Origin of the sequence: Ammoniphilus resinae (assembly GCF_017873965.1) — a bacterium.
Lineage (GTDB): Bacteria > Bacillota > Bacilli > Aneurinibacillales > RAOX-1 > Ammoniphilus_A > Ammoniphilus_A resinae.
The window spans coordinates 38315-64541 of the sequence record NZ_JAGGKT010000017.1 but is presented as its reverse complement, the minus strand read 5'-3'; the positions used below and the strand labels follow the sequence as shown (position 1 = coordinate 64541).

Genomic DNA, 26227 nt, shown 5'->3' with positions numbered 1-26227 from the left:
TACAATTTTAATTAGATATTTGCATAAAAATACAAAAAAGCCGGGATTACCGGCTTTTATTCCAATTTGTTATGTGCCCTATTTACCAATTCTTTAATATCCTCGATAGTTAACAAGGTTTCTGGGTTTTCATCTCCCCAGGTCAAATGAAGAAGAAATTCAATGTTTCCTTCTCCTCCTGTGATTGGAGAAAAATCAAGGCCCTTCACTTTGTAGTTCAATCCTCTGGCAAATTCCACCATATTCCAAAGCACCTGCTCGTGGATCCGAGGATCTCTTACAATTCCATTCTTCCCCACTTGCTCTCTACCCGCCTCAAATTGAGGTTTCACAAGGGCCATCACCTGCCCGCCCTGACTAAAAAAGCGAATTAATACAGGAAGAATGATTCTCAGCGAAATAAACGAAACATCAATCGTAGCAAAAGTCGGTGTTTCCCCCGCTAGCTGTTCAGGCTCCAAATGGCGGAAATTCGTTCTTTCCATTACAATCACTCTGGAATCGGAACGAAGCTTCCAGTCTAATTGGCCATAGCCTACATCTATCGCATAAACTTGCTTTGCGCCGTTTTGTAAGGCACAATCTGTAAAACCTCCCGTTGAGGAACCAATATCAAGAACGACGGCATCTTCAAGCTTCAAGTCAAAAACTTTAATCGCCTTCTCTAATTTTAGTCCTCCTCTGCTTACGTAAGGATGAACGTCCCCTTTCACTTTGATCGGCAACGTTTCGTCGATCTTTACGCCGGGTTTATCACACCGCTCCTCACCCACAAAGACAAGTCCGGCCATAATAGCTCTCTGGGCTTTCTCTCGGCTCGGGAAGAATCCCTGTTCTACAAGGAGGACATCAATCCGTTGTTTTTTACTCATCTAAGCTCTCTGCCTCTTTTTCGGCCACAAATCCATTGTATGCTTGGCGATTTTTTCGGGGGTTAGGCCGGCTTCAATCCGTTGTTCGATAACACTTCCCTGCTCAATCAGTACATCTCCTACACCAATAGGATTCACTACCATATCGTGGTATCCCTCTTCAGCATAGAATTCCAGAACGGCTGAACCAAACCCTCCGGAAACAGCAGCTTCTTCAACGGTGATCACGTGATACTTTTCTTTAGCTAAACGTAAAAGCAGATCACGGTCCAATGGTTTTACAAATCGAGCATTGACAATCATCGGCTGGATTCCTTCCGAGCGAAGGAGATCTGCAGCCTCTTCAGCAACCTGCACCATCGTTCCTAGGGCAAGAATGGCCACCTCTGTTCCAGGTCGAACAATTTCTGACTTACCTATCGGCAACAGAGTAAATTCAGGATCCATTGGAACACCTAAGCCGTTCCCCCGCGGATAGCGGACGGCAATGGGCCCCTCATTATATTGCAAAGAAGTATAAATCATATGTTGAAATTCATTTTCATCCTTCGGCATCATGAGCACCATATTGGGTTGGCTTCTCAGGAAACCTATATCATATAAGCCATGGTGAGTTTCCCCATCCTCCCCAACAAATCCAGCACGGTCAATAGCAAAAAACACGTTCAAGTTTTGCCTTGCCACATCATGGACTACCTGATCGTATGCCCGTTGCAAAAAGGTCGAATAGATGGCACAAACCGGTTTAATTCCTTGAGTTGCCATACCAGCGGCCATCGTTACGGCATGCTGTTCAGCAATGCCCACATCAAAGAAGCGCTCAGGATATCGTTCAGCGAACTTGGTAAGTCCGGATCCACCTGGCATGGCGGGCGTGATCGCAATTACCCGTTGATCCTGTTCAGCTATGCGCATCATGGTATTGGCATAAACGCTTGGGTAGGATGGCGGCCCCGATTTTTTCACCATTTCCCCAGATTCAATCTTATATGGACTCGCTCCATGCCATGCATAGGAATCCTCTTCCGCAGGAGCATATCCCTTCCCTTTCTTTGTGATCACATGGACAAGAATTGGCCCTTCCATTTGTGATGCCTGCTTTAGACACTCCAGTAATTCATTAATATTATGCCCATCAATGGGTCCAAGATAGGTAAAGCCGAGCTCCTCAAAGAGAATACCAGAAACTAAAAGATACTTAAGTGTATCCTTAATTTTTTCTGCAGTTTTCGCTAATTTCCCGCCTACTGCTGGGATTTTCTTTAACAGAAGTTCTAATTCTTCTTTTGCTTTACGGTAGTTATGATCGGTTCTTAACTTTCCTAAATAATTGTGCATGGCCCCAACATTGGGGGCGATAGACATTTCATTGTCATTGAGGATCGTGATCAGGCTTGTCCCCTCATGCCCAATATGGTTCAGGGCTTCAAACGCCATTCCCCCGGTAAGCGCACCATCGCCGATCACAGCGACCACTTTATGTTTTTCTTTTTTTAAATCACGGGCAAGCGCCATTCCCATCGCGGCTGAAAGCGATGTACTCGAATGCCCCGTTTCCCACACATCATGAATACTTTCACTGCGCTTCGGAAAGCCGGCCAGTCCTTTATATTTGCGCAGCGTATCAAATCTTCCGATCCGTCCCGTTAAGATCTTGTGTACATATGATTGATGTCCGACATCCCAGATGAATTTATCCTTAGGACTGTGAAAAACATAGTGGAGGGCCAACGTCAGCTCGACAACACCTAGATTCGATGCCAAATGCCCTCCTGTTTTTGACAATTTTTCAATTAGAAATTGACGAATTTCCTGTCCGAGCTGCTCCAATTCAGGAATCGTCAAGTTTTTTAATTTCTCAGGTGTATCCAAATCCGGAAGTAGCAAGAGCCGTTCCTCGCTTTCATTTCATTTATACTTACATCATTACCATTTATTTGAACTTCTATAGTCAGTATAGGAAATTAACATTATGTTACCATAATAAAAAGCAACAAGCTACACTCTTCAAATCAGAAGTTTTAGCGCTTGGCAAAGAAAAAAAGCTTCTTACGAAGCTTTTGGAATCCGATTGGTTATGTACGAAGAGTGGTCACTCTAAAGGTAAACACTGTGGCTTAGGTCCAGTAGGTTTTCCCAAACATGAGCCGCAACGTCGCCGTCGAGGCGGTTTCCCATTATTCATGTTTCAATGTTGTCGCCAAACATTGGACTAGATTACCACTCAGTCCACACTTTAATCCCTTTAGAATTACGCGAAGCGAACAGTCTAGGAGATTTCCTCTACAGCCCTTAACTATCCCCTAGCCTCTTTTGCAGTACAGGTTTCATATGGCACTGGGACCCCTTTTTCTGGCCTAGATAAAGGGAGAACTGAATCCCATAATCCCTCCTGGACCACTCAAGGCAGGCTACGCTGTACATCAGCCGCATGCATCTGTAGCCGACATACAGGTTCATACCCCAAGCCATAGCTTCCGTGGCCTTACGTTACACTACGCACTTGGGCCTCCGCGGAATCAGGGTCAACGCCCGCATGCCATTGCGGATCGCCCCAAAACCTTAACCCCCAGCACAAACCCCCGACTGGGCGTCGTAAGCCTGCACCAGGGACTTCATCGATGTGCCCTTTAGCGGATTTTTAGCCCCGCCTTCAGAAATAGTAGACTGACTAGAATACTGCACCACTCTTCTTAAGTAATATTATTATACCATAGAATTCCGTGAGCATACAATGAAGAAAACTTCCATCAGAGGATGAGAATCCTTCAAAACCACTCCTGCTGGTCCATTGCACTGATCCTGTGTCTCTGCTTTTCCTTAACTTTCCCTTTTGATGATAAAATCAGCAATTTGGTTCAGTGTGTCACAGGCAATATCAGCCTTTACCAAGCTTTCTTTTGCTTCGGCTACTAAGGATTCCAACAGCTCTTTTGATTTTTCAAGGCCAATCAAAGAAGGATAGGTTGACTTTTCATTGGCTTCATCGCTTCCAACAGGTTTCCCCAGCTTCGCTTCATCCCCGTAGATATCCAGGATATCGTCCTGAATCTGGAAGGCAAGTCCAACATTTCTGCCAAAGGTTGTTAAATGCTCTAGTTGTTCTGGGGTAGCGCCCGACAATAGTCCTCCAGCCCGCAAACAGAAAATGAGTAGATCCGCTGTTTTATGCTGATGAATATACTGAAGTTCCGGTAGACCCAGATGTTTTCCTTCCCCTTGAAGGTCTGCCATTTGCCCGCCGACCATTCCTCTAGGACCAGCATAATAAGATAATTCACTTACCAGCTGAACAATGGTTTTTGGCGCTACACCTTTATCTGATAAGGTGCACAAGGTCCGAAAAGCATCGGTTAACAGTCCGTCACCAGCCAAAATGGCGGTTCCTTCATCAAAGACTTTATGATTCGTAGGCTTACCGCGGCGAAAATCATCATCATCCATTGCCGGTAAATCATCATGGATCAAGGAATATGTATGGATCATCTCTACAGCACAAGCTGCAGCAAGACCTGTTTCGGGATCCTTGCCAAACGCTTCCATGGTAGTCAAAATTAAGATTGGTCTAATTCGTTTTCCCCCTGCATAAAGCGAGTATTCCATAGACTGCAAAAGCCTGTCCGGAACATTGTCCCGAGTTATAAAAGAAGGTAAAGCAGACTCAATCCACTTTAACTTTTCTTGTAAATATTGTTGAATATCTAAGGAGCGATTCACTAGCTTTCCTCCCCTAATTCCATTGGCTGCACAACGATTTCCCCGTCTTTTTCAAGTAGGGTTTCAATCTTCTGCTCTACCTTTTCTAGTTTTTGTCCACAAATTTGGGAAAGCACCATGCCATCTTGAAAGAGACCAATGGCTGTTTCCAATGGAACTTCACCTGTTTCAAGCGTATCAACGATTTTCTCCAGACGCTCAAGTGCCTCTTCAAAGGATAATTCCAATAACTCTTTATTTTGACTCATGACTATTCCTCATTTCTATGGCCCATATCGAGCAGTCTAGCGTTCCATCTATTAATTCTACCTTTATGGCATCTGCAGGGTCAAGCTGTTGTACAGACTTAATTAAACTGCCATCTTTATAAATTAGAGAATAACCTCTTCCCATGATCTTCAGTGGGCTTAACCCATCTAGTTTGGCAATTGTATATAACAATTTGTTTTTCTTTAGCCGAACAAGATGCTGCGTTTGTTTGGTCAGGGAGGAACGAACACGCACAAGACGTTCCTTGTACATCGCTAATTGTTTGTTTGGATTGCTGAATTGCAACCGCTGTGTCACATGCCCTATCCGCAGTCTTTGATCCTTGGCCTGACGGTTGATCGCCAGCTGAAGCCGCTCCATCAATTCATCCAATCTTTGATTCACCGAATCCAACTGGCTTTTGGGATGTCTATGCAACAGAGACTTATGTGTCCTTTCCCATCTTTCAAGCTGGCGCCGATATTGATGCAGCAAAGACTTACACAACTTGTCTTTTAACCAGATCAGTCGTTTGCGCAATTCCAGGATATGTGGTACAGCAAGTTCTGCTGCCGCGGTAGGAGTAGCGGCCCGTACATCGGCCACAAAGTCTGCTATCGTAAAATCAGTTTCATGCCCGACGGCAGAGATGACCGGAATCTGCGAGGAAAAGATACTGCGAGCGACGATTTCTTCATTGAAGGCCCATAACTCCTCAATCGATCCGCCCCCTCGTCCAACGATGATAACATCGATAAACGGAGCCTGGTTCATTAATTGAATCGCCTCAGCAATTGACTTTGGCGCCTGTTCTCCCTGGACCAAAACGGGAAGAAGAACAATTCGTGATATTGGATATCTTCTACGGATGGTTGTAATAATATCTCGAACAGCTGCCCCTGTTGGGCTGGTAATGACCCCAATGGCTTTTGGGTAGACTGGAAGTTGGCGCTTGCGTGCGGGGGCAAACATTCCTTCCTCTTCAAGTTTCTGCTTCAGCTGTTCAAAAGCCAAGTACAAGCTTCCGATCCCATCGGGTTGCATTTCCCTGACAATGATTTGATATTGTCCACCCGCTTCGTAGACAGAAAGACTACCTCTGAGCACAACCTTCGTCCCGTTTCGCGGGATAAACTTCAAATATCGGTTCGAACCGGCAAACATCACAGCCTTCAGGACGGCATCCTTTTCTTTAATGGTAAAATACATATGCCCTCGGCTATGATGAGTAAAGTTTGAAATTTCTCCGCGCACCCAAACATCCTGAAGCTTCCAATCCGATTCAATAATATCTTTAATATAGCGATTAATTTCCTGAACGGAAAAAACTTTCTGTGCAAGATCCAATGAGCCAACCTCCTTTTTAAAGGGGGTCAGCCCCCTTAAACTACCTTATAAAACTTTCGCTTTCGCTGCTCTTTTTCCTGCTTCCAATGTATTCTTAAGTAACATGGTGATCGTCATTGGACCTACACCGCCTGGTACAGGGGTAATATGGCTGGCGATTTCTTTCACCTCATCAAACCGAACGTCCCCTACTAGTTTTTTCCCTTCCAGGCGGTTGACTCCCACATCAATGACAACAGCGCCTGGTTTTACGTGCTCTGCTCCAATCATCTTCGCTCTACCTACTGCAACAATCAGGATGTCTGCCTGTTTGGTTATTCCGGCTAGATTTTCTGTTTTGGAATGACAAATAGATACCGTTGCATTTTCTTGCAGCATCAACATAGAGACTGGCTTTCCAACAATATTACTTCTTCCGACGACAACAACTTGCTTACCCGCAATCGGTACACCAATCCTCTTAACCATTTCAACAATTCCGTGTGGAGTGCATGGAAGGAAGCATTCTGCTCCAATCAACATATTTCCAATATTGATCGGGGTAAAGCCGTCCACATCTTTTAAAGGGGAGATGGTATCAATCACGGCTTGCTCGGAAATATGGGAAGGGAGAGGTAATTGAACAAGAATCCCATGAATTTGTTCATCCGCGTTAAGTTCCTCAATCATTTCAAGAAGTTCAGCCTGGGAGATTGTATCAGGCTTACGAATCACCCTAGAGTATATTCCCACCTCTTCACAGCCTTTTTCCTTTCCTTTCACATAGGACTGAGATCCTGGATCTTCACCAACTAAAATCACCGCAAGTCCCGGGCGAAAGCCCTGTTGTTGCAGTTCAGCCACTTCATTCTTTATCTCTTCGCGAATATCGCGTGCAATTTGTTTCCCATCAATAACGATCGCTGACATATCAGTCAATCCCTCCAAGTAATGAATTTGAATACCGAACACTTCAGATGCATTTTACCACATCATTCGTGTTTTAGCCACTTATCTAAACCAATTCGCGCCACACCAAACGCATTATCACCTGAATAGGCTGGATCTGCAAAATACAAAGAACATCCTACAGAGAGATGCTCGAGTCTTTTGCTTAATCGTTGTTTCATATACGTGTTCGCTGCCACACCGCCCACAATCAGTAGCTCTTTCGGTTTTTCTTGTTGGGCCGCGTAGCGGATAACCTTTTCTAACGTATTGGCGATACATTGCTCCGTGGCTCTTGCAATATTCTCCGGGCTTTGGGCTCCGGTCTGGATGACTTTTAATAATTGGGTCTCCGCCCCTGAAAAATGAAAATCATACCCTTTCACTGTTGATGGCACGCGAAAATCGCCATTTGCCTGTTGACCTAACTTTTCCAAAAAGGGACCCGCAGGAAAAGGCAGCCCCAAGGCCACACCGATCCGATCAATCAGTTGCCCCGCATGGAGATCCAGAGTTCCTCCGAGTAATTGGATGTCGTAACCGTCCCGTTTTCGTCTGCAATGGAGGAGTTCACTTGTCCCCCCAGATAAGTGGACCGCCAAAAATTCGTTGTGGGCTGGTCTCTTCTGCGCAGTATATTCCCCTGCAGCAATATGCATTTCTTGATGGGTCGTTTCAAAAACAGGCACCTTCAAAAATCCGGCAACCCCCCTCGCCCAGCTTTCCCCTACTCTAAAAACTGGCATGTAGGAGCCTTCGACTGGACGTGGACGAGTACTGACCGCAACCGCAGCAATTTGGTATTCTAAGGGGTAAAAAGATTCGGCCAGTTCAGGTAATCGCTTGATGTGTTGAAAAACAGCCTCCGATTGCTGCAGCCCCCGTTTCCCCTGCTTAACGCTCAAGAGTTCTTTTTTTTCAGCGAGAATTTCCCCTTGCAGATCAATGAGACAAAGGGAAGTTCGATAATTGCTTGTATCAATCCCTAGAATAGCCTGTTTCACTGAACTGCTTCACCACTTTGATCCGTTTCTTTTACAATGTTGGCTAAAACTGCATTAATAAATTTTACCGACTCTTCCATCCCAAAAGACTTCGCTAATTCCAGGGCCTCATTCATGGAAACCTTGGATGGGATCGATGTGTCATAAAGAATCTCATACACAGCAATACGAAGGATCGCCCGGTCTACAAAGGCCAGCCGCTCCATCGTCCAGTTGCGTAGATTCTTTTTGATCGCCTCATCAATTTGGGCTTGATTTTCGACAGCTCCATGGACCAGTTGCTTAAGGAATTCATGTTCATCACCTTGCATCTCCTCCTGGTTTACCGCTGCAAGTGCTTCGTTTGGATCAATCTTCCGCATATCAATCTGGTATAAAGCTTGTACAGCTTTTTCGCGTGCTTCACGTCTTGTCATTTTATCACCTTAACGTATATTTTTTTTTCCGCTTAGAAAAGTTTAAGTTCACTAAAGTATTAATTGAAGAAAACTTTTCTAACGGCATGAAAAGCTTCGTCTTAAGATGGATACATCTACTTCGAATGGGCTTCAATTAAAGCTTTTCTTATTAGCTTTTCCCAAATGGGCAAGGATATAGGGTGGTTTGTAAAAACACAACAGAAAAAAGGGCAAAAAGCCCTTTTTGAGGATCACTGGATAAAAGGTCAGTTTAATCCACTAATTACCTTTTCTGAGCGAGTTTTGTCCTTCATAACCCCGATGAAGGACATTTCGAACGATTTCCAACTGGGTCTTGTCCATCAATGGAAAGAGGAAGGCCCGAGCCCTCCCAAAATTAATGCCTCGTGTACTTCCCCGGTAAAATCCGGTCTAACACATCCAGCAAATTTTCCCTGTTATCAAACTTCCTGCCAAAATAAAAACCAACTAAAATAAAGACAAAAATGACTAGCGTATCAAAAAAACCAAATGTTAAATAGAGGAACCCTAAGAGAAGACCTGCTAAAATGCCTGTGATTTTACCCAAGTGTTCCCGTACTAACTCCCAAAACATAAGGTACCCCCCCGTTCACTCATTCCACACGGCTCAATCGGGCAGCATGCTGATTATTCGCAACTTCTGTAACCTTTACATCAACCTCTTTAACCTCGATACCAACAACAGTTTCCACCTGTTGCTTGACGGCTTTTTGGATGTCGTTGATAATTTCCGGAATTGGAGTTTCCCCATCCACAGAAACCTTTAAGACGATGGAGGTTCCCGTCTCATCAGCTTTAATGCTAGTTTTCACTTCTCGAACACCCCGCACCCGGCGTGCCGCCTTCAAGGCAATAGTATCCATTGTGGCAACAGAAATGCTTACGTTCCCGAGATCTGTCCGTTGAAAAATAGAATTTGAAGTGGGGTCATTGCTGCGCTTGAATCCTTGGAACAAAAACTTTAGGCTCATGAGAAAAAAGATGATTGCGACAACTAGATAAGCGTAGCGCATTTCCCCAGCGTAATAGATCATCTCCATTTGGGACGAAACAACTTCCCATGGAATGAGGCGCAGAAGTACAGCTATTGCGCCAATGGACAGTACGGTAAGTGCCAAGCTGTACAAAGTTAGGATCATCCGGTCGAACAAATTCAAGATCCCTAAACCTCCTCTGCTTAAGAAAAAAGGTGCTTTTCCGTTATTTTTTAGCCCGTGAAAACAAAGACCCCACTAAGGGGTCTTTCTTTGTACCAACTTATCGTACACGTTGGTGTGGTTCCTCAACGTCCAGTTTTCTTTCACTCTTAAATTCAACATCTACAATGTGAACATTGACTTCCACAACTCTTAAACCAGTCATATTTTCAATGGCATTTCGAACGTTATCCTGGATGTTGCGTGCCACCTCAGGGATCTTGTAACCATACTCAACAATTAGATATACATCAACAGCAGCTTCTTTCTTTCCTACTTCGACTTTGACACCTTTTGCAAGGTTTTTCCGTCCGAGTCTCTCTGCGATGTCCCCCACAAAACCGCCGCTCATGTGGGCTACACCTTCAACCTCAGAAGCAGCTAAACCAGTAATTACTTCAATCACTTCAGGAGCAATCTCAATCCGTCCTAAATCGGTCTTTTCATAATCTGCAATCATTTCCATAATTGTCAGCACCTCCCACTCTCATTATAACAATTCAGCCCATATTTTACAAACTTTCTGTTAATCTTCCACTTTAATTGAATGGGTTTCGAGAAACTTTGTATTGAAGTTCCCCTGTACAAAATCTTCATGTTCGAGCAGCTTTTGATGGAAAGGAACGGTTGTCTTCACACCATCAATGATAAATTCGTCGAGAGCTCTTTTCATCCGATGGATAGCTTCATCTCGATCTTTCCCCCATACAATGACCTTAGCCACCATGGAATCATAGAAAGGAGTAATCTTATAGCCTGGATAAACCGCACTATCGATCCGTACCCCATACCCCCCGGGAGGTAGATAATCGGTGACCGTTCCTGGGGATGGCAAGAAGTTCTTGGCTGGATTCTCTGCATTGATCCTGCATTCCATAGCCCATCCGTTAATCTGGATATCTTCCTGTGCAAAGGAAAGCTGCGCCCCCGCGGCTACCAAAATCTGTTCCTTAATCAGATCAATACCTGTGATCATCTCGGTCACAGGATGCTCAACCTGGATCCGCGTGTTCATCTCCATAAAATAGAAAGATCCGTGTTTGTCCAACAAGAATTCAACTGTCCCTGCACCGCTATACTGCACAGCCCGAGCTGCCAATACTGCGGCTTCCCCCATCTTGCGGCGAAGGCCTTCATCAAGGGCAGGAGAAGGAGCTTCCTCCACTAATTTCTGATGTCTGCGTTGGATGGAACAATCTCGCTCACCCAAGTAGACCACGTTCCCGTGCTTATCAGCCATGATCTGGATTTCGACGTGGCGTGGTTCTTCTAAATATTTCTCCAAATAGACACCTGCATTACCAAATGCAGTTTCCGCTTCTTTCTGGGCTTGGCGGATGGATTTTCGCAGTTCTTCCTCATCATTCGCGACACGCATCCCTTTTCCGCCACCGCCTGCGGTAGCTTTAATAATGACCGGGTAGCCTATCTCCTTGGCAACTATTGCCGCTTCATTAATGTCATCGATCAACCCTTCCGTGCCCGGTACCGTAGGAACTCCTGCTTCTTTCATCGTTTCCCGAGCAACGGCCTTTGCACCCATTCTACTAATTGCATCTGGAGATGGGCCTATAAAAGTAATCCCACAAGCTTCACAGATCTCTGCAAAATCAGCATTTTCCGCTAGAAAACCATATCCCGGATGGATGGCTTCCGACTGGGTCAAACTCGCCGTACTAATTAGGTTCGTTATATTTAAGTAACTGTCTTTGGACGCTGTTGGTCCGATACAGTATGCTTCGTCAGCCATTTTGACATGCAGGGCTTCACGGTCCGCCTCAGAATAGACTGCAACCGTGGAAATCCCCATCTCTTTACAAGCACGAATGACCCGTACAGCGATTTCCCCGCGATTGGCGATTAATATTTTCTTAAACATGTTCATTCCCCCTTATTATGGTTTAACAAGAAAAAGGGGTTGACCGTATTCGACTAGCTGTCCATCTTGGACAAGCACTTTTACTATTTCCCCGGATACTTCTGCTTCAATTTCATTAAACAGCTTCATAGCTTCCACAATACAAACGATGGTATTAGCATTAATCTTGTCGCCAGGTTGTACGTATGTAGGGGCACCCGGCTCAGGCTTAGAATAGAATGTTCCAACCATCGGGGAAACAATCTTATGTAATTGCTCTTCTTCCTGTGCCTGAACCTGCGCCGTAACGACTGGTTGCGGAGCCACTTCCTCTTTTTTCTCTTGCACTACTGGCTGCTCAGTAATAGGTGCGGCCGGTGCAGTTTGAACCACTTGTACAGATGCAGGCTGTTCTACTACCTGCACAGTCGAATGGCCAGGTTTCCGGATCGTCACCTTACTTCCTTCGTTTTCCAATTCAAACTCTTGAATACTAGATTGATCAATTAACCGTATAATTTCTCTTAATTCATGAATTTTCAACATTGCTTTGTCCACTCCTCATTCATACTGGATGGTCACCAGATATGATGTATTATATCACATTCTTCCTGCCTAGGTACAATTTACCCGCACATCTTTTAAAACGGGATCTGACCACGAAAAAAAAAGAAGAGGAAAAGGCTTCCCCTTCTCCTCTACCTATTGCTTGTAGCTAACGACTACATTTTTACCAGGCACATCCAGATGTTTGGAAATCAGGGTCATAATCTCAACAGCTTTGGTTCGATCCAGCTTGTCAGCTTGAACAATGACGTTCACCTTGTCGTCTTTGGCAATTACCACTGCTTCATTGAAACCCATAGCTTTGATAAGATTTTCTACATTTGTTTCCGTTTCCTGCATAGTCGTTAATTCCTCATACCCATCTTTTGCTTCCGTAATCGCTTCTGCACTGGCATCCCCGTTTGTCATCACGGTCATATACTCTTCCATTTTCAAAGAATTGTGTGCATCTCTGTTCATTTTCATAGCCAAGAAATAATCTTCGGAGGAAGCTTCAGGGGCAACTAGATCTTCCATTGTCTGAGGCATAATTTGCTGACTATCCACTTGTACATCCTCCTGCGTTGGATCTACCTTTTGATTCAGCTGTTCCGTTGCTACAGGGACTTGTTCGACTGGACCCTGCAGCAAATAGTAGGCGGATAAAACCACCATGATCGTGAGCATGGATAAGAGCCAAACTGTCTGCTTTTTTAATACCATAAGTAAAACCTCCTCATCCTCTTTTTGGTAGAATTGATATTTTATGCGGTTCCACATGAAGAGCCTTCTGGACTGCTTCTGCAATCCAAGACTTGACCCTCATGTTTTCCGCTCCTTTCGCTACAACCAGTACCCCCCGGACTCTGGGGGCGACTTTTTTCACCACGATGGGATGCTCCCCTTGCTGGCCTTGTACCAAAACAACGCGCTCGTCTTTAGAAACCTCTTGGATCTCCCGGGTTGCTTTTTCCCGGTCAACCTCTTTGGTTGTTTGGTTTCGTGAATTGACATCCCTTTCCACAATGACTTCCTCGCTAGATTCAACCGTAACCATAACGGAAACTTCCCCTACACCAACAATTTTTTCCAGGATGTCCTTTAACTCTGCTTCATACATATTCTCAAAGTCAGCCATGGTCTGATCCTCCTGCTTGGCCTTTCCAGCAAGTGCGGCTTGTTCCGTTTCATTCGGCCCACGAATTTCTGTTGATCCCTGCCGCTGTATAGAGGTGAAAGATGAAAAGAGCATCACCGCAACACCAACCCCAGCAAGGATAATCAATTTTTGAAAGGTTCCGACCCGTTTTTCTCCCTCCTCCCCATTTCCCCATTTTTTTTTCAGTTTCGAAAACCATCCTTCTCTGCCCATCTTAACCCTCCCTATTCGTTCCCTCGACTTTTGCTATAACTTGTCTTCGGTCGATATTCCAAGTGGATGCAACGTATTCGGCAATTTCATTAAGCAGCTTCCTTTGTTCCAAAGAAAGCTCGGAATCGCTAGAGTTCGTGGAAGCTGACTGAGAAGATTCTCCACTCACTTGAATCGTTACCGGTTCAATAGGGTCAATTGATCCGCTGTTTTCTTCCCCTCCATTTTTTGGGTCTAGCATATCTTTGTCCAATATTAATTGTACGGAGGAAATTTCAGGATATTCCTGTTCTATCTGCAAATCTTTTTGCAAGGAAAGCTTGATAGATGATACAGTAATTCCAAAATCTTCCTGCACCTTTTCCTTGATCAGAGAGGCTAGCTGCTCTTGGACAAACACTTGTACATCTTTATCATTTTCACTAGCCAGCTTGGAGGCATTGGCCGAAACCTGATGTAACCCTTCCTGGGTGTTCCCAGAATTCATCTGCAGAATCTTTAAAGCTAGCTTTTCCGGCGACAAATCTGTTTTAAAAATTTGCATAATCGGGGTAATAATCGCTAGCAGAATCAACAGCCCCATGACAAATTTGACGTAACGCTGCACCCCCGAATTAGGTAAAATCAAATCCAACAAAGAGGCGAGTAAAATCAATAAAATTATCCCTTGCAGCCAACCGCTGATTGCATGTATCATTTTCTTCACCTACCTCACCATGACAGAAATATTGGCTGCGGTAATCACGATTGTGAGTGCCAAAAAGAACATCAGGCAAACGGTTGCCAATGCGGCAAAAACAAAAATCATATTTTTTCCGATTGTCGACAGACAGCCGATAATCGGACTATTGCCCAAGGGCTGCATGATTGCCGAGGAAAAATTATAAACAAGTGCCAGAGTGATAATTTTGATTGCAGGAAACACACAAATGATGATGATGATCACCACGCCGACCATCCCGACCGCGTTCTTAACTAGCAAAGAAGCACCTAAAACCGTATCAGCAGCATCTGAAAACATCCGTCCAACGATCGGTACGAAGTTGCTTGTGACGTATTTAGCTGTTCGAATAGTAATCCCATCAGCCACGGCACTCGTTGCCCCTTGTACAGAAATGATCCCTAAAAAGATCGTCAGAAGGCCTCCTAATAGACCTAAACTAATATTTCTCAATAAAGTGGCAAGTTGGGTCACTTTATACTTGTCCGAAAATGAGCTAACAATGCTTAAGATAGAAGATAAAAATAACAAGGGAAAGATCACCGTGGAAATAATCGTTCCTGTTACATTGATCATAAAGATCAGCAGAGGATGAAACATAGCCACAGAGGTCAAATTGCCCGTTGAGGCCAACAGGGTTAGGACAAGCGGCATTAAGGCGAGCATGAAATTGACCATATCCGCGATCGCGCCTTCTGCATAGCTGATTGCCACCCGGAAACTATTAATCGCCAGGATGATTAAGACCATATAGGAAATGGCATAAGCTGTTTTACTCACTGTATTTTGTTCAAAAGCACTTTGCATCGTCTCTAGGATCATCGCGAAGACCGTGACAATGATGATCGTGCCTAGCAACTTTCCATTGACCAAGAGTTCGTGGAAGAGATATTTTAAAAAACCCGTTAAGAGACTTTTGAAAGAAAATCCTTCCTCCTGATTCATGATCAGAGGGATCACGCCTGGCTGTTCAACTCCTGGAAGATATCCTTTGTATTCTTTAACAAGGTCTGTCCAAAATTTCTCCACTTCTGTTAAGTCAAGCCGTTCGATTTGTGACTGGACGAAGTTGTCCTGCACATCTTCCGCGCGGACCGTATCTACATTTCCTGCAAGAAGAAAAAAAGTAAATAGTAGGAATAGGATTGCACGTTTCATCTAGATCATCCTTCATCTCATGGCTTAGGGATATTCTCCCCGCTTTGCTTTAGGAGGGAAAAAGGCTAATGACCGTTTCAATAATGACGGTAATAATGGGTACAGCCATGACTAAAATCAAAACCTTCCCAGCCAGTTCAATTTTGGAAGCAATCGCTCCTTGTCCAGCATCCCTCACGATCTGTGCTCCAAATTCAGCAATATAGGCGATGCCAATCATCTTTAGGATCGTTTCCAGATAAATCATGTTTAAATTAGCTCTAACCGCCATTCGTTCCAGTATCTGAATCACTTCGGCGATTTTTCCGATCAGGAAAAGGAAAATGATGATACCCGTGATCATTGCAATCATAAAGGCAAACATCGGTTTCTGTTCCTTTACAATTAATGTTAAGACCGTTGCCACCAAACCTAACCCGACAATTTGGATAATATCCATTCGGCTTCACCCCAACCTATTTAAAAAGAAACACACGCTTTATTTCCTGGAACAATTCACTCACGTACGAGGCAACCATGTACAAAACAATAATGATCCCAAGCAAGGTAATCCATTCCGCCCATTCTCCTTTTCCCGCTTGCTTGAGAACGGTATGGATCATCGCGACAATGATTCCAATCCCGGCAATCTGAAAGATCGCATTCACATCAAAAGGCATGTCCTCTTCCCCCCTACATCTGTAGATTCTTTACTACGTCGAGATGCTTCTTGCTTAAGTAATTTAGAGAATTTCTGCAAAGGGCTAGTAGATTAGGATGACTGCGAGAATGCCCCCTAAAAAACCGAGGCTCTTGCACATCTTTTCATATTTTTTTTGATCATTTCTCGCTTCCTCTTCTTCACTTTGAAGATTGATGACAGCTAAACGAATATGCTTCTGCTGATCGGATCGATCACTCTGTCCTAGGATCTTGCCGAGATGCAGAAGAATCTCTTTTTCAGGTTTTTTCATTACCGTTTTTCCCCACATCTTGTCAATCGCCATTTCCCAGCAATCCGATGTAGATAGCCCGTCATAATGGGTGAGAAATCCACTGGCCAAATAAAACAGCTCACCTACATTTCCGCGGACTCGTTTAGCAACATGCAGCAGGGCTTGAGGCAATGCGGTGGAGCCATAGCAGATTTCCGTTTCCAAAACCTGCAAACCAATAATGATCCTTCTGATCTCCTTAGGGCGATTGGAAAACATCGAAGCAGCCTGGAAACCTATCATTGTTAAGGAAAAAATAATAATGAGTGCACCAATTATTTTCATCAAAGGGATTCCACCTTTTCCAGGGATTGAAAATTCTCCCCATATATACCTTCCACCGTTCCAACCCCCTTTGATCTTCCCAATAAAATGTAGCGGTGGAACATCCCTTGCCCAATCATTTGACGAATGGTAGGCCTGCGGTTGATATCTGCAAGGTTTGAACCATGCACAGAAGTAATTAAGCTTACTCCCGCGTTAAGTGCCTCCTGGATCGCCACCACATCTTCTGGCCTGCCTATTTCATCGCAGACAATCACCTCAGGTGACATCGAACGAATTAACATCATGATCCCTTCAGCTTTGGGACAGGCATCCAACACATCTGTACGCGGACCGACGTCTCGCTGGGGGATCCCACCGACACTGCCCGCTATTTCCGAACGTTCATCAACGATCGCTACCTTCTTCCCTGCCATGTGGACGTTTCCATAACTGACCGTTCTTGCCAAATCGCGAAGCAAGGTTGTTTTTCCACATTGAGGCGGGGAGATAATCAGCGTGTTAAGGAATTTTTTTTGCCCCAGCAGATAAGGAATAATCGGCAGTGCTACACCTTTCATTTCTCTTGCAATGCGTATGTTGAAAGAAGAAATATCCCGGATGGCTCTTACTTCTCCTTTTTCCAAAATGGCTTTCCCGGAAATCCCGATACGATGCCCACCTGTGATCGTCACATAACCGCGTTTTAATTCTTCTTCCAAGGCATACAAGGAATGCTGGCTGATCAAGTTGGTCATCTTGTCCATTTCTAGGGAATTCACTTTCCATCCTTTTGCCGGATGACTGGTCAATTCACCATTGCTGCACACAAATCGGGAACCCTGCCCCAAAATTAACTCAATGGGCTGTTCACGGCGGATGCGTATTTCCTCCAATTGATTCTGAATATTCGGGGCAACACCTTGCAGCAAATGCCGGATGGGACCCGGTAATATGGCTATTAATTGTGTGTCCATCGTATTATCACTCCTGCTACAGTTCGTCCCATGATTACTCCATGTTTATGCAGGATAGAGGGGGAATTATGACTAAAGAGGAACCAGAAAAACACGGAAAAACAGAAGCCAAGGTGGTCCTTGTTGCTGCCATATGCTTTTTTTATGTGCCCTAACGTTTAAGCGAGGAGAGAAGGAGGATTTTACCCGAATAAGGTCTCCCCAGTCCGATCACACAATTTTATTAAAAAGGGGAACCAAAAAATCTTATACTTCTACGTCAAAAACCGGGCAATGCCCGGCCTACTCTCAAAATCTTTACCTTCCTACATAAATAACTCAATCAACTTAAAAAACATCGCAGTTACTCCAGCTGCCATCAACGGGCCCACTGGTATTCCCTTCAGAAAGATAATCCCGAAAATGGAGCCGATCACAAGACCAACGATCATCTGCGGTTCCACCTTTAAAAGGTCCAACCCTTTTCCATTCACATAGGTGGCAATCGCACCACCTGCAAGTGCCATCAACCCATAGGGTGTAGTCAACAGCGGAACAACGTCCTTCCACCCGATTTTTTCGCTGGCAAAAGGAACAAGAACAGCCATGGTCAAAAAAAGCAAGCCCATCTCCAGTCCCCTTCTTTCTACAGCGGGGAAGAGTCGTTCCAAAGAAGTAAGCTTTAGGATCAATAGGAGACTTGCGGACGTGGCAATGACGTTAGACCTCCCAACCAAACCAATGATGATTAAGATGACTAACAACAATTCTGCATTCAACGCCACCAACCCCTTGTCCCTTTTTCTTTACGAATGTATGAGGGGGGGATCCGATTTATTCTACTTAGGTTAAAAAATGAATGACAATCGCATGATCCGAAACGATCGGAACGAATGAAAAGCAATCTCTCTGTGCGCAAAAAAGGATATCATTTAGGTAACCGTTCTGAAGTAAACGATGACCGGTGGCTGTCGTTTGCATAACTTCTGGAAGCAGATCCTTGTTATGTTCATAAGCAGCCATCATCGCCTGCCCCAAATCATCGATTTGCAAGTCTATTCCATTTTCGTTCATTCGATTAAGGATATATCCCGCTGCCATACCGTCTTCTAAAGCAAATTTCCCCCGGGATCCCGAACAAAGGATTGTCAGGTCTTTTTGATTGGCACTGGCCCAGTTAGCACAGGCCGTTCCATTGAGAAAAGAGCCAATGGCGATCAGTTCTGCCTTGAGTGATTTTTGAATCGCTCTGGTTCCATTTGTAGTTGTTAAGACAAGGGTTGCCCCTTGCAGAGGGGCTTGCTGGATTTCCGTAGGTGAGTTGGCGTAAGGAAAGCCGGAAACCCTTTTGCTGTACCGTTCCCCCGCAAGCAAATATTGTTCCCCACGATATTGTCTTGCCTGCCCAAGGGTTTCAACTGGAATTACTTCTTTTGCGCCGTAAGCCAAGGCCGTAATGATGGTACTTGTCGCTCTTAATACATCGATGACAATAATCGCTTTATTTTTAATATCTTCCCACTTTACTTCGTCCACGTTGGAAACGACATCTACTTTCAAATATTCTCCCTCCCTGAAATTAGGAAAAAGGTATCCGAACGCAACCCCCGCCGTAAAGATTCTACCGAGAATATTTCATCTGGAGCGATATTCCCAAGGTGAACATTCGGGCCGAACCGGGTGATCAACTCCACCTGCTGATTTTTTTTGGGGGCTTCCCAGATGAGGTATGATTGATATGGCTTTAATTGTTCAATCAACTCGGAAAAATCACTGCGAAGATTCCCACGTCCATCATAAATCCCTACATTTTCCCCTGATTCCCTTCCCTCAACAATAATCAACTGTGCCCCTGCGGAAAGATCGTTCTCGATGGTTTCGATTAAAGATTGAATTTCAATCGTTGACCCGGCAAGTTTCTTTCCATATTCTGTAATTACGTCAAAACCAAAACTTCTGGCCAACTGGATGGCATATTGTCTTTGGTCAAGATTCAGGTGAATCGTTCCGTCAGAGATTTCTATCTTTGTGAAACCTAGTTCCCTTGCGTTAGTCAAGTATTCTTTCAGCTTATTTTGATAAAATGCAATCTCAAAGAAAGTCCCTCCTGGATACATCGGAACATGATGGGCCTTTGCCAGCTGGATCTTTTCTTTTAAAACGTGTATCGGGTACAAAGCCGTAGTTCCAAATCCTAATTTTATAAAATCAAGGTAGGATGATGCCGTATCCAAGAGATCCTCTAACCTACGCACACCTAACCCTTTATCAATCACCATGGTGATTCCTTTGTCTTTCGCTGGTTTCAATCTTTCCCCTGCTGGGTCGTGAAGACTGCTCGTTGGATAAAATTCAAATGTTCCCGACATATTTTCTCCTCACTTATCATCCGGGTTATACCCTTTATCCCATGTTTTTCACTATATGCACAGATGCCTAAGGAAGGAACTTGTCTTAAAAGTGGGCCTGGCTGCATAGAAATTACTGGTGAGAATAGAGCGTTGGAGGGATAAAGGATGTTCCACTTATTTGAAAAAGCCGTACTCGGGATGGCGATCTTGCGGATACTTTCGGGAAGTATAGAAATTACAGCAGCCATACTCATGTTAAAGTTCAATCAAATTGATAAAGCATTAATCATTAACAGTTCCTTAGCCCTGGTAGGACCCCTTGTGTTGATTGCCACAACGACAATTGGATTAATCGGGATTGCTGACAAAATATCATTTGGGAAAATCCTTTGGATCCTGCTCGGCGTCGCTTTTATTTTGATCGGTATTAAAAGTAAGTAAGTGTTCAGATGGGTTGACCCCTTTTCTATTTGTTCCTTCCAGTTTGTCGGTGTAAAACAGTACGCGCTAACGCATACTAGAAAAGACCACAAGGGTGGCAAAAATGGTTAAGGGAGGTCGCCGGAATGGATAAGTTAGAAAGACAAATTGCCTACATGCAGGGTCTTATAAGTGGACTTAATATCTCCAGCAATACAAAAGAAGGCCGCGTTTTACATGAAATGATCGGATGCATGGAACAAATGGTGAACACCATCCATACCCTCCATCAACGAATGGACGAGCAAGAGGAATATTTGGACGCTCTGGACGAGGATCTTGCCGATGTGGAAGAATACGTTGTAGCAATAGATGAAGATTTGGATGATGTTGAGGATTTCCTCTTTTTAGATGAAGACGATGAGGAACTATATGAAGATATAGATGATATGGACGATGAGGAAATTTATGATGCGGATGACCTCATTTATTTTGATGATGACGATGACAGCGATATCATCTACGTAGACGATACTTACAGCGACTTGGATGACGTTTCGATGTATGACGATGATGATACAGGTTATTTCGAAATCGAATGTCCAACATGTCAAGAACTTGTGGCAGTAGACCAGGATATCTTTGAAGATGATATGGTCGCAGAGGTCCTTTGCCCGGAATGCCACGAAGTCATCTTAGTAAATGACGATGTGGATGTCACAGAGGACTTTGACCATTATATTATGGATGAGCGTGGGTAAAATGAGGAGGGCACCAATGGGATGAGCTTTTGCTTTATCTCATAGTGCTCTTTTTTGTGGTGAATATCCGATCTCAGATTGGTCAAAAAAAGGCCAACCCCATCTCTAGAGTCAGCCTTCCCACCTTAAGCTCTTGAAATATAATCCCCTGTTCTTGTATCAATAACCAGCTTATCGCCTTCATTAATAAAGAAAGGTACATGAACAACCAACCCTGTTTCCAAAGTGGCGGGTTTGCTACCACCTGAAGCAGTGTCCCCTTTAATTCCTGGCTCGGTCTCTTTTACTGTCAGCTCAACGCTGTTAGGCAATTGGATCCCAATGATTTCACCTTCATATTGCATAATAGATACCATCATGTTTTCCAAAAGGAATTTGAGCTCTCTTTCCAAACGAGAAGCAGGAATGCCTACTTGGTCGTAGGTTTCTGTATTCATGAAAACGTGCTCGTCACCACTTGCATAGAGGTATTGCATTTCCGCAGTTTCAATACGGGCACGACTAACTTTTTCCCCGCCGCGGAAAGTTGTTTCTTTAATCCCGCCATTTCTTAAGTTTCTCAGTTTTGCACGAACAAAAGCGGCCCCTTTTCCAGGTTTTACATGCTGAAACTCGATAACCTGTAGAAGATCACCGTCTACTTCAACCGTTAAACCTGTCCGAAAATCATTTACTGAAATCATTAGCTTTCTCTCCTTCATCTGTCGTTTGCGCTCTACGTCGTTTTGACTTTCTTTCGCAAACAATTTAGTTGTCCTTTAGGGCATCTTATAAAATAAGTAGTTCCTTTGGCGAGTGGGTGATGATTTCACAACCACTTTCTGTAATCACAACATCATCTTCAATCCGTACGCCGCCTAGGTTACTGATGTAAATCCCGGGTTCGACCGTGACCACCATACCTGGCTGAAGGAAAATATCACTTTTAGATGATAACCCAGGACCCTCATGGACTTCAAGTCCTATTCCGTGTCCAGTACTATGTCCAAAATATTCTCCATAACCAGCATCCCGAATGATCGATCGAGTGATCTCGTCTGCCTCCCGCCCCGTTAAACCTGCTTTAATCTTGGATACTCCTGCTAATTGGGCTTGTAGCACAATATCGTAAATTTCCTTAAGCTTTTCGGATGGCTCCCCAACAGCAACGGTCCTCGTGATATCAGAAACATATCCTTTATAGTAAGCACCATAATCCAGGGTAACCAGGTCACCTGATTGGATCACTTTTGGGCTTGCGACCCCATGTGGTAATGCAGACCGCTCCCCTGAAGCAACGATCGTATCAAAAGAAACCGAATCCGCTCCCAGCTTACGCATAAAAAATTCCAACTCCAGCGCGACCTCACGTTCCGTTACACCAGGGCGGATAAATCCGGTAATATGTTGGAATGCTTTGTCGGCAATTTCACAGGCTTCCTTAATAATCTGGATTTCATCCTCAGATTTTATCATGCGAATTTCTTCGACGAGTCCGCCCACCCCGACCCATTCACTGGATAGCTTCTTGAGTCCCTCATAAAGAGAATAGGAAACAAACTGTTTTTCGAAGCCAATTTTATGGATGTTCAGCCGATTGATCTGGACGCCTACTTCATCGAGGATCGCTGCTTTATGCTTCACAATCTCATATTCAGACGCCTGTTCAGTTGCCTGGTCGATATAGCGGAAATCGGTGATTAAGACAGCCCTATCCATGGTGATCAAAAGATAACCGGAGGTCCCTGTAAAACCGCTTAAATATTTGCGATTAAAAGGACTCGTGATTAGCAAAGCATCAAGCCCTTTTTCTTGAAGCCGTCCGCGTACTGTCTGTAATCGTCCTTTCACCCCTTAACCCCCTTTATCATCGTAAGTAATCCCCGCAGGGCCAATTCATACCCCATTGTCCCGAAACCAACCACCTGTCCAACAGCAACAGGTGCAATGACGGAATGATGGCGGAATTCTTCCCTAGTGTGGATATTCGATAAATGGACTTCAATCGTCGGTACGCTTACTCCTGAAATTGCGTCGCGAATAGCATAACTATAATGAGTAAATGCCCCTGGATTGATAATGATCCCATCATAGGCTCCAAAAGCCTCATGAATTTTATCTACGATTTGCCCTTCATGATTCGATTGGAAAAAAATCAGTTCACAGTCCCCCATTTCTGAAGCTACCCGACTTACCTTTTCCTCGACATCGGCTAAAGTTTCAGAACCGTATATATGCGGTTCTCTTTTGCCCAGTAGATTTAAATTGGGTCCGTTAATGACAAGAATAATTGGCATAGTATATCTGTACCTCCTATAAAGTAAACTTCCATTAGAAGGGGAGCCTTAGAGCCTTAATCCCCCCTGATGGTTAGTTGCACTTATCGGGCTTTTACGGGCAGTTATCCCCCATTTCATTCTTTGTTTCAAAAAAATTTGAAAGGGGGTCTACTGCCCGTTAATGCCGGATATAAATGACAGTACCATAAATTTAGAATTTCATGCCAATTTTAGCATATCTACAGAAAAAAGGGATGATTTCATTACAAAGATTATTCCTTAGTATTACCTAAATGAAGAATTAAATGGCACAACAAAAAAATCGGAATGTCACCATCCCGATTTTTCTTTCCTTATTTATGGGTTGCAAGCCAAGCTGCAACAGTTTTAGCGTCATCACCCTTTAAAACACCTGGTGGCATTCCGCCTCTTCCATTTTCAATAACCCCTAAAATATCTTGCTCGGATAATCTTGCTCCAACCTGCTGTAGATTTGGTCCAACTGCTCCGGACAAATCTGCTGCGTGGCATCCTGCGCAAGAATTCTTGTATAAACCTTCAGCTGCGGCTGTATCCCCCCCAGCGGAAGCACTTTCTCCAGCATTGTTTTCTGCTGGTGCAGGTGCTGGTTGTGCCTGTTCCCCACCGCCACCACAAGCTGCCAATGCCCCAACTAAAGCTAAAGAAACAATTGCAAGTGAAAATTTCTTCATGTCAAATCACCTCCCCTAGGCTTCATCATACTTATCATTACCCGATATGAAAATACCCATCCTAAAAAGTTCTAAAATTGTTCACAAAATTGTCAAGTAGTAAATATTCACAATCCACTGCTGATTATCCACTGGAAAAAACAGCTCTATATGTTGTAAAATATAAGCAAAGGATGGTGTTACAAATTGTCACAACAGAAACCGATGCAGTACGGAGGGCAGGCAGTTATTGAGGGTGTCATGTTTGGCGGAAGAAAGGTGACAGTTACCGCTGTCCGCAGAAAAGACGACACAATCGAATATTTTCATGAAGAAAAGAAGCAGAATCCATTCGCTAACAAATTGAAAAAAGTGCCTTTGCTTCGCGGCATCGTTGGCTTGGTTGAGGCAAGTGCCAATGGATCCAAGCATTTGAATTTTTCTAGTGAAAGATATGGTGTAGAACCTGGCGAGGAACAATCATCCGAGCAGGAAGAAAACAAATCAAGCTCCTTGTCCATGATTCTTGGAGTGGCCGTGATCGGAATTTTATCCTTGGTATTTGGAAAATTAATTTTTACCGTTGTACCGGCCATCCTAGCTGACCTGTTCTTTATGAAATGGGTCACCAACAATATATTACAGAATCTAATTGAGGGTGGAATCAAAATTATTTTACTTCTCGTCTACCTTTATGCTATTTCCCAAACTCCTTTAATGAAGCGTCTGTTTCAATACCACGGGGCAGAACACAAGGTGATTAACGCTTATGAAGCAGAAGTGGAATTGACCGTAGAAAATGTTCAAAAATTCTCCACTTTGCATTATCGTTGCGGGAGTAGCTTTATCATCTTTACTGTACTAATTGGTGTAATCATCTATTCCTTCTTCCATTACGATAGTCTATGGGAACGGATCTATCAACGAATTTTGCTGCTTCCTTTAGTGATAGGTGCATCTTACGAAGTGCTTCAATTTACCAATAAGCTTCGTGATATTCCAGTTCTTCGCTTACTTGGGTATCCTGGTTTATTATTGCAAAAACTAACCACTAAAGAACCCGAAGATAAGCAAGTTGAGGTGGCCATTGCGTCTTTTAAAAAGATGCAGGAATTAGACCGGACTTATGAAACAAGCCCCATTGCCTTCACAGGATAAAGAATAATTCCTGCCAGCGGTAACGGGATCCCCATAATGTGAGGATGAGGTGAAGCCTATGACCACTAACAATAAGCTGTTTTTGGTTGTCTTATTTTCATTGGCTGCGGTCGGTTTAGTCGTCATGTTGCAATCCAATCCAACCATGGTTATTTTAAGTATCTTGTTTGCGATTGCTGTTGTCTATATGCTAAACCGCTTTATGAACGGCAGGTCTGAAAAGAAAGACAACGGCTATCAACGAGCGTTGCGCAATCAAAAGAAAAAAGGCAAAATGAGCAGGTCAGAGCTTCATAAGTTAACCAAGCTAAAAAGGTCTTCACGTGATATTCCTTTTAAAGTGATTTCCGGTGGCAATAAAAAAGGGTCAAAGGATAAGGACAAAGAGAAAAGATCCCATATGTAAGAAAAAGGGGGGAGACCCCCGTTAAATTTTGTTGAACTACAAAGGGATAACCTCCAGCTTTTTAGTCCGAGCTGGGAGTTATCCCTTATTTTGGTGCTATCCTATAAAATTGGCCAGGGGTCTACCCTTTATTGATGACTCCTTTATTTCTCCGTTAATTCATCCATTTCTTTCAACCGGTGCAAATCCTCTTTTCTGGTCATATCTTCATTAAAATACTGTACAAGATATTCAATACAGGTAATAGCATCCCAACTTAGGTGATGTTCAATCCCCTCAACATCTTCATAAATTTGGTCTTCGGAAACACCAATAATTCCTAGAAATTCTTCCAGCAGAGTATGTCGGTCAACAAGCCGTTTACCGATCTTCTTTCCTTTGGCAGTAAGCACCAAACCACGGTATTTTTCATAAATAAGATATTTGCTTTTATCGAGTTTTTGAACCATTTTTGTAACAGAGGAAGGATGAACAGACAAAGCTTCAGCAATGTCAGAAACCCTAGCATAGCCTTTTTCTTCGATGAGTTTATATATTTGTTCGAGATAGTCCTCCATGCTTGGCGTTGCCAAAATAATCC

At 43.8% G+C, this 26227-nt stretch carries 34 protein-coding genes; 5 read left to right on the top strand and 29 right to left on the bottom strand.

Going from position 1 to position 26227, the window contains the following annotated elements; all coding sequences use genetic code 11:
• Positions 1-56: 56 nt before the first annotated feature.
• Together J2Z37_RS20575 and dxs are read right to left on the bottom strand one after the other, a co-directional pair.
• Positions 57-872: a TlyA family RNA methyltransferase gene (locus J2Z37_RS20575; RefSeq protein WP_209812194.1), complete on the bottom strand. Its 816-nt coding sequence runs from the start codon at positions 870-872 to the stop codon at positions 57-59.
• Positions 873-2759, bottom strand: coding sequence for a 1-deoxy-D-xylulose-5-phosphate synthase (gene dxs, locus J2Z37_RS20570; protein ID WP_209812193.1), 1887 nt, complete (start codon positions 2757-2759; stop codon positions 873-875).
• On the opposite strand from dxs, the gene J2Z37_RS20565 reads away from it, so the two are divergent.
• Positions 2651-3088 carry a hypothetical protein gene (locus tag J2Z37_RS20565; RefSeq protein WP_209812209.1) on the top strand — a complete coding sequence of 146 codons (438 nt, stop codon included), beginning with the start codon at positions 2651-2653 and terminating at the stop codon, positions 3086-3088. The two genes, dxs and J2Z37_RS20565, sit on opposite strands and share 109 nt — an antisense overlap.
• A 604-nt stretch (positions 3089-3692) precedes the next feature.
• Here the strand turns inward: J2Z37_RS20565 and J2Z37_RS20560 are convergent.
• The 22 genes from J2Z37_RS20560 to comA all read right to left on the bottom strand — a co-directional run bounded on the left by J2Z37_RS20560 (position 3693) and on the right by comA (position 19970).
• On the bottom strand, positions 3693-4589 hold the full coding sequence (locus J2Z37_RS20560) for a polyprenyl synthetase family protein (RefSeq protein WP_209812192.1): 897 nt from the start codon (positions 4587-4589) through the stop codon (positions 3693-3695).
• Complete coding sequence (gene xseB / locus J2Z37_RS20555; protein WP_209812191.1) at positions 4589-4837, bottom strand: exodeoxyribonuclease VII small subunit; 249 nt, start codon at positions 4835-4837, stop codon at positions 4589-4591. The genes J2Z37_RS20560 and xseB overlap by 1 nt, the downstream gene beginning before the upstream one ends.
• Positions 4824-6185, bottom strand: coding sequence for an exodeoxyribonuclease VII large subunit (xseA, locus tag J2Z37_RS20550; RefSeq protein WP_209812190.1), 1362 nt, complete (start codon positions 6183-6185; stop codon positions 4824-4826). Before xseA ends, xseB begins: the two co-directional genes overlap by 14 nt.
• Before the next feature lie 45 nt (positions 6186-6230).
• Positions 6231-7094 carry a bifunctional methylenetetrahydrofolate dehydrogenase/methenyltetrahydrofolate cyclohydrolase FolD gene (gene folD / locus J2Z37_RS20545; protein ID WP_209812189.1) on the bottom strand — a complete coding sequence of 288 codons (864 nt, stop codon included), beginning with the start codon at positions 7092-7094 and terminating at the stop codon, positions 6231-6233.
• A 62-nt stretch (positions 7095-7156) separates the two neighbouring features.
• Entirely contained in the window at positions 7157-8116 is a 960-nt protein-coding gene (locus J2Z37_RS20540) for a tRNA (adenosine(37)-N6)-threonylcarbamoyltransferase complex transferase subunit TsaD (RefSeq protein WP_209812188.1), read from the bottom strand.
• Positions 8113-8532: a transcription antitermination factor NusB gene (gene nusB / locus J2Z37_RS20535; protein ID WP_209812187.1), complete on the bottom strand. Its 420-nt coding sequence runs from the start codon at positions 8530-8532 to the stop codon at positions 8113-8115. The genes J2Z37_RS20540 and nusB overlap by 4 nt, the downstream gene beginning before the upstream one ends.
• Before the next feature lie 379 nt (positions 8533-8911).
• Positions 8912-9130: a DUF2273 domain-containing protein gene (locus J2Z37_RS20530; RefSeq protein WP_209812186.1), complete on the bottom strand. Its 219-nt coding sequence runs from the start codon at positions 9128-9130 to the stop codon at positions 8912-8914.
• Between the two features lie 19 nt (positions 9131-9149).
• Positions 9150-9713, bottom strand: a complete 564-nt coding sequence (amaP, locus tag J2Z37_RS20525) for an alkaline shock response membrane anchor protein AmaP (protein WP_209812185.1) — start codon at positions 9711-9713, stop codon at positions 9150-9152.
• 100 nt (positions 9714-9813) lie between these two features.
• Positions 9814-10218: an Asp23/Gls24 family envelope stress response protein gene (locus tag J2Z37_RS20520; RefSeq protein ID WP_209812184.1), complete on the bottom strand. Its 405-nt coding sequence runs from the start codon at positions 10216-10218 to the stop codon at positions 9814-9816.
• Between the two features lie 60 nt (positions 10219-10278).
• Positions 10279-11631, bottom strand: a complete 1353-nt coding sequence (gene accC / locus J2Z37_RS20515) for an acetyl-CoA carboxylase biotin carboxylase subunit (protein ID WP_209812183.1) — start codon at positions 11629-11631, stop codon at positions 10279-10281.
• Between the two features lie 15 nt (positions 11632-11646).
• Positions 11647-12156: an acetyl-CoA carboxylase biotin carboxyl carrier protein gene (accB, locus tag J2Z37_RS20510; protein WP_209812182.1), complete on the bottom strand. Its 510-nt coding sequence runs from the start codon at positions 12154-12156 to the stop codon at positions 11647-11649.
• 156 nt (positions 12157-12312) lie between these two features.
• Positions 12313-12879, bottom strand: a complete 567-nt coding sequence (locus tag J2Z37_RS20505; protein ID WP_209812181.1) for a SpoIIIAH-like family protein — start codon at positions 12877-12879, stop codon at positions 12313-12315.
• A gap of 13 nt (positions 12880-12892) precedes the next feature.
• On the bottom strand, positions 12893-13528 hold the full coding sequence (gene spoIIIAG, locus J2Z37_RS20500; protein ID WP_209812180.1) for a stage III sporulation protein AG: 636 nt from the start codon (positions 13526-13528) through the stop codon (positions 12893-12895).
• Position 13529: 1 nt separating this feature from the next.
• Positions 13530-14225: a stage III sporulation protein AF gene (gene spoIIIAF / locus J2Z37_RS20495; RefSeq protein WP_209812179.1), complete on the bottom strand. Its 696-nt coding sequence runs from the start codon at positions 14223-14225 to the stop codon at positions 13530-13532.
• A gap of 9 nt (positions 14226-14234) precedes the next feature.
• Positions 14235-15407 (bottom strand): stage III sporulation protein AE, encoded by a 1173-nt coding sequence (gene spoIIIAE / locus J2Z37_RS20490; RefSeq protein WP_209812178.1) that lies wholly within the window; start codon positions 15405-15407, stop codon positions 14235-14237.
• Between the two features lie 49 nt (positions 15408-15456).
• The gene (gene spoIIIAD / locus J2Z37_RS20485; protein WP_209812177.1) at positions 15457-15846 is read right to left on the bottom strand and encodes a stage III sporulation protein AD; all 390 of its coding nucleotides are present in this window, start codon (positions 15844-15846) and stop codon (positions 15457-15459) included.
• Between the two features lie 16 nt (positions 15847-15862).
• Positions 15863-16066 carry a stage III sporulation protein AC gene (gene spoIIIAC / locus J2Z37_RS20480; RefSeq protein WP_209812176.1) on the bottom strand — a complete coding sequence of 68 codons (204 nt, stop codon included), beginning with the start codon at positions 16064-16066 and terminating at the stop codon, positions 15863-15865.
• 84 nt (positions 16067-16150) lie between these two features.
• On the bottom strand, positions 16151-16666 hold the full coding sequence (spoIIIAB, locus tag J2Z37_RS20475; protein WP_245204036.1) for a stage III sporulation protein SpoIIIAB: 516 nt from the start codon (positions 16664-16666) through the stop codon (positions 16151-16153).
• The gene (gene spoIIIAA / locus J2Z37_RS20470) at positions 16666-17622 is read right to left on the bottom strand and encodes a stage III sporulation protein AA (protein WP_209812174.1); all 957 of its coding nucleotides are present in this window, start codon (positions 17620-17622) and stop codon (positions 16666-16668) included. The genes spoIIIAB and spoIIIAA overlap by 1 nt, the downstream gene beginning before the upstream one ends.
• Before the next feature lie 305 nt (positions 17623-17927).
• Positions 17928-18380, bottom strand: coding sequence for a DUF441 domain-containing protein (locus J2Z37_RS20465; protein ID WP_245204023.1), 453 nt, complete (start codon positions 18378-18380; stop codon positions 17928-17930).
• 64 nt (positions 18381-18444) lie between these two features.
• A complete protein-coding gene (locus J2Z37_RS20460; RefSeq protein WP_209812173.1) occupies positions 18445-19161 on the bottom strand; it encodes a 2-phosphosulfolactate phosphatase in 717 nt (238 codons plus the stop codon).
• Positions 19158-19970, bottom strand: a complete 813-nt coding sequence (comA, locus tag J2Z37_RS20455) for a phosphosulfolactate synthase (protein WP_209812172.1) — start codon at positions 19968-19970, stop codon at positions 19158-19160. Before comA ends, J2Z37_RS20460 begins: the two co-directional genes overlap by 4 nt.
• Before the next feature lie 147 nt (positions 19971-20117).
• On the opposite strand from comA, the gene J2Z37_RS20450 reads away from it, so the two are divergent.
• Together J2Z37_RS20450 and J2Z37_RS20445 are read left to right on the top strand one after the other, a co-directional pair.
• Positions 20118-20393: a YqhV family protein gene (locus J2Z37_RS20450; protein ID WP_209812171.1), complete on the top strand. Its 276-nt coding sequence runs from the start codon at positions 20118-20120 to the stop codon at positions 20391-20393.
• 125 nt (positions 20394-20518) lie between these two features.
• Positions 20519-21133, top strand: coding sequence for a CD1247 N-terminal domain-containing protein (locus J2Z37_RS20445; protein ID WP_209812170.1), 615 nt, complete (start codon positions 20519-20521; stop codon positions 21131-21133).
• A 125-nt stretch (positions 21134-21258) separates the two neighbouring features.
• On the opposite strand, the gene efp is transcribed toward J2Z37_RS20445, so the two are convergent.
• From efp to cccB, 4 genes are all read right to left on the bottom strand, one after another.
• Positions 21259-21816 (bottom strand): elongation factor P, encoded by a 558-nt coding sequence (efp, locus tag J2Z37_RS20440; RefSeq protein ID WP_209812169.1) that lies wholly within the window; start codon positions 21814-21816, stop codon positions 21259-21261.
• A gap of 85 nt (positions 21817-21901) precedes the next feature.
• Positions 21902-22963: a M24 family metallopeptidase gene (locus J2Z37_RS20435; protein WP_209812168.1), complete on the bottom strand. Its 1062-nt coding sequence runs from the start codon at positions 22961-22963 to the stop codon at positions 21902-21904.
• Positions 22960-23409, bottom strand: coding sequence for a type II 3-dehydroquinate dehydratase (gene aroQ / locus J2Z37_RS20430; RefSeq protein WP_209812167.1), 450 nt, complete (start codon positions 23407-23409; stop codon positions 22960-22962). Before aroQ ends, J2Z37_RS20435 begins: the two co-directional genes overlap by 4 nt.
• 335 nt (positions 23410-23744) lie before the next feature.
• Entirely contained in the window at positions 23745-24104 is a 360-nt protein-coding gene (gene cccB / locus J2Z37_RS20425) for a cytochrome c551 (protein ID WP_209812166.1), read from the bottom strand.
• Between the two features lie 186 nt (positions 24105-24290).
• Between cccB and J2Z37_RS20420 the strand changes: the two genes are divergently transcribed.
• A complete protein-coding gene (locus J2Z37_RS20420) occupies positions 24291-25241 on the top strand; it encodes a DUF1385 domain-containing protein (protein ID WP_425340344.1) in 951 nt (316 codons plus the stop codon).
• 58 nt (positions 25242-25299) lie between these two features.
• A complete protein-coding gene (locus tag J2Z37_RS20415) occupies positions 25300-25647 on the top strand; it encodes a hypothetical protein (protein WP_209812165.1) in 348 nt (115 codons plus the stop codon).
• 143 nt (positions 25648-25790) lie between these two features.
• On the opposite strand, the gene mntR is transcribed toward J2Z37_RS20415, so the two are convergent.
• Positions 25791-26219 carry a transcriptional regulator MntR gene (gene mntR / locus J2Z37_RS20410; RefSeq protein WP_209812164.1) on the bottom strand — a complete coding sequence of 143 codons (429 nt, stop codon included), beginning with the start codon at positions 26217-26219 and terminating at the stop codon, positions 25791-25793.
• Between the last annotated feature and the right edge of the window lie 8 nt (positions 26220-26227).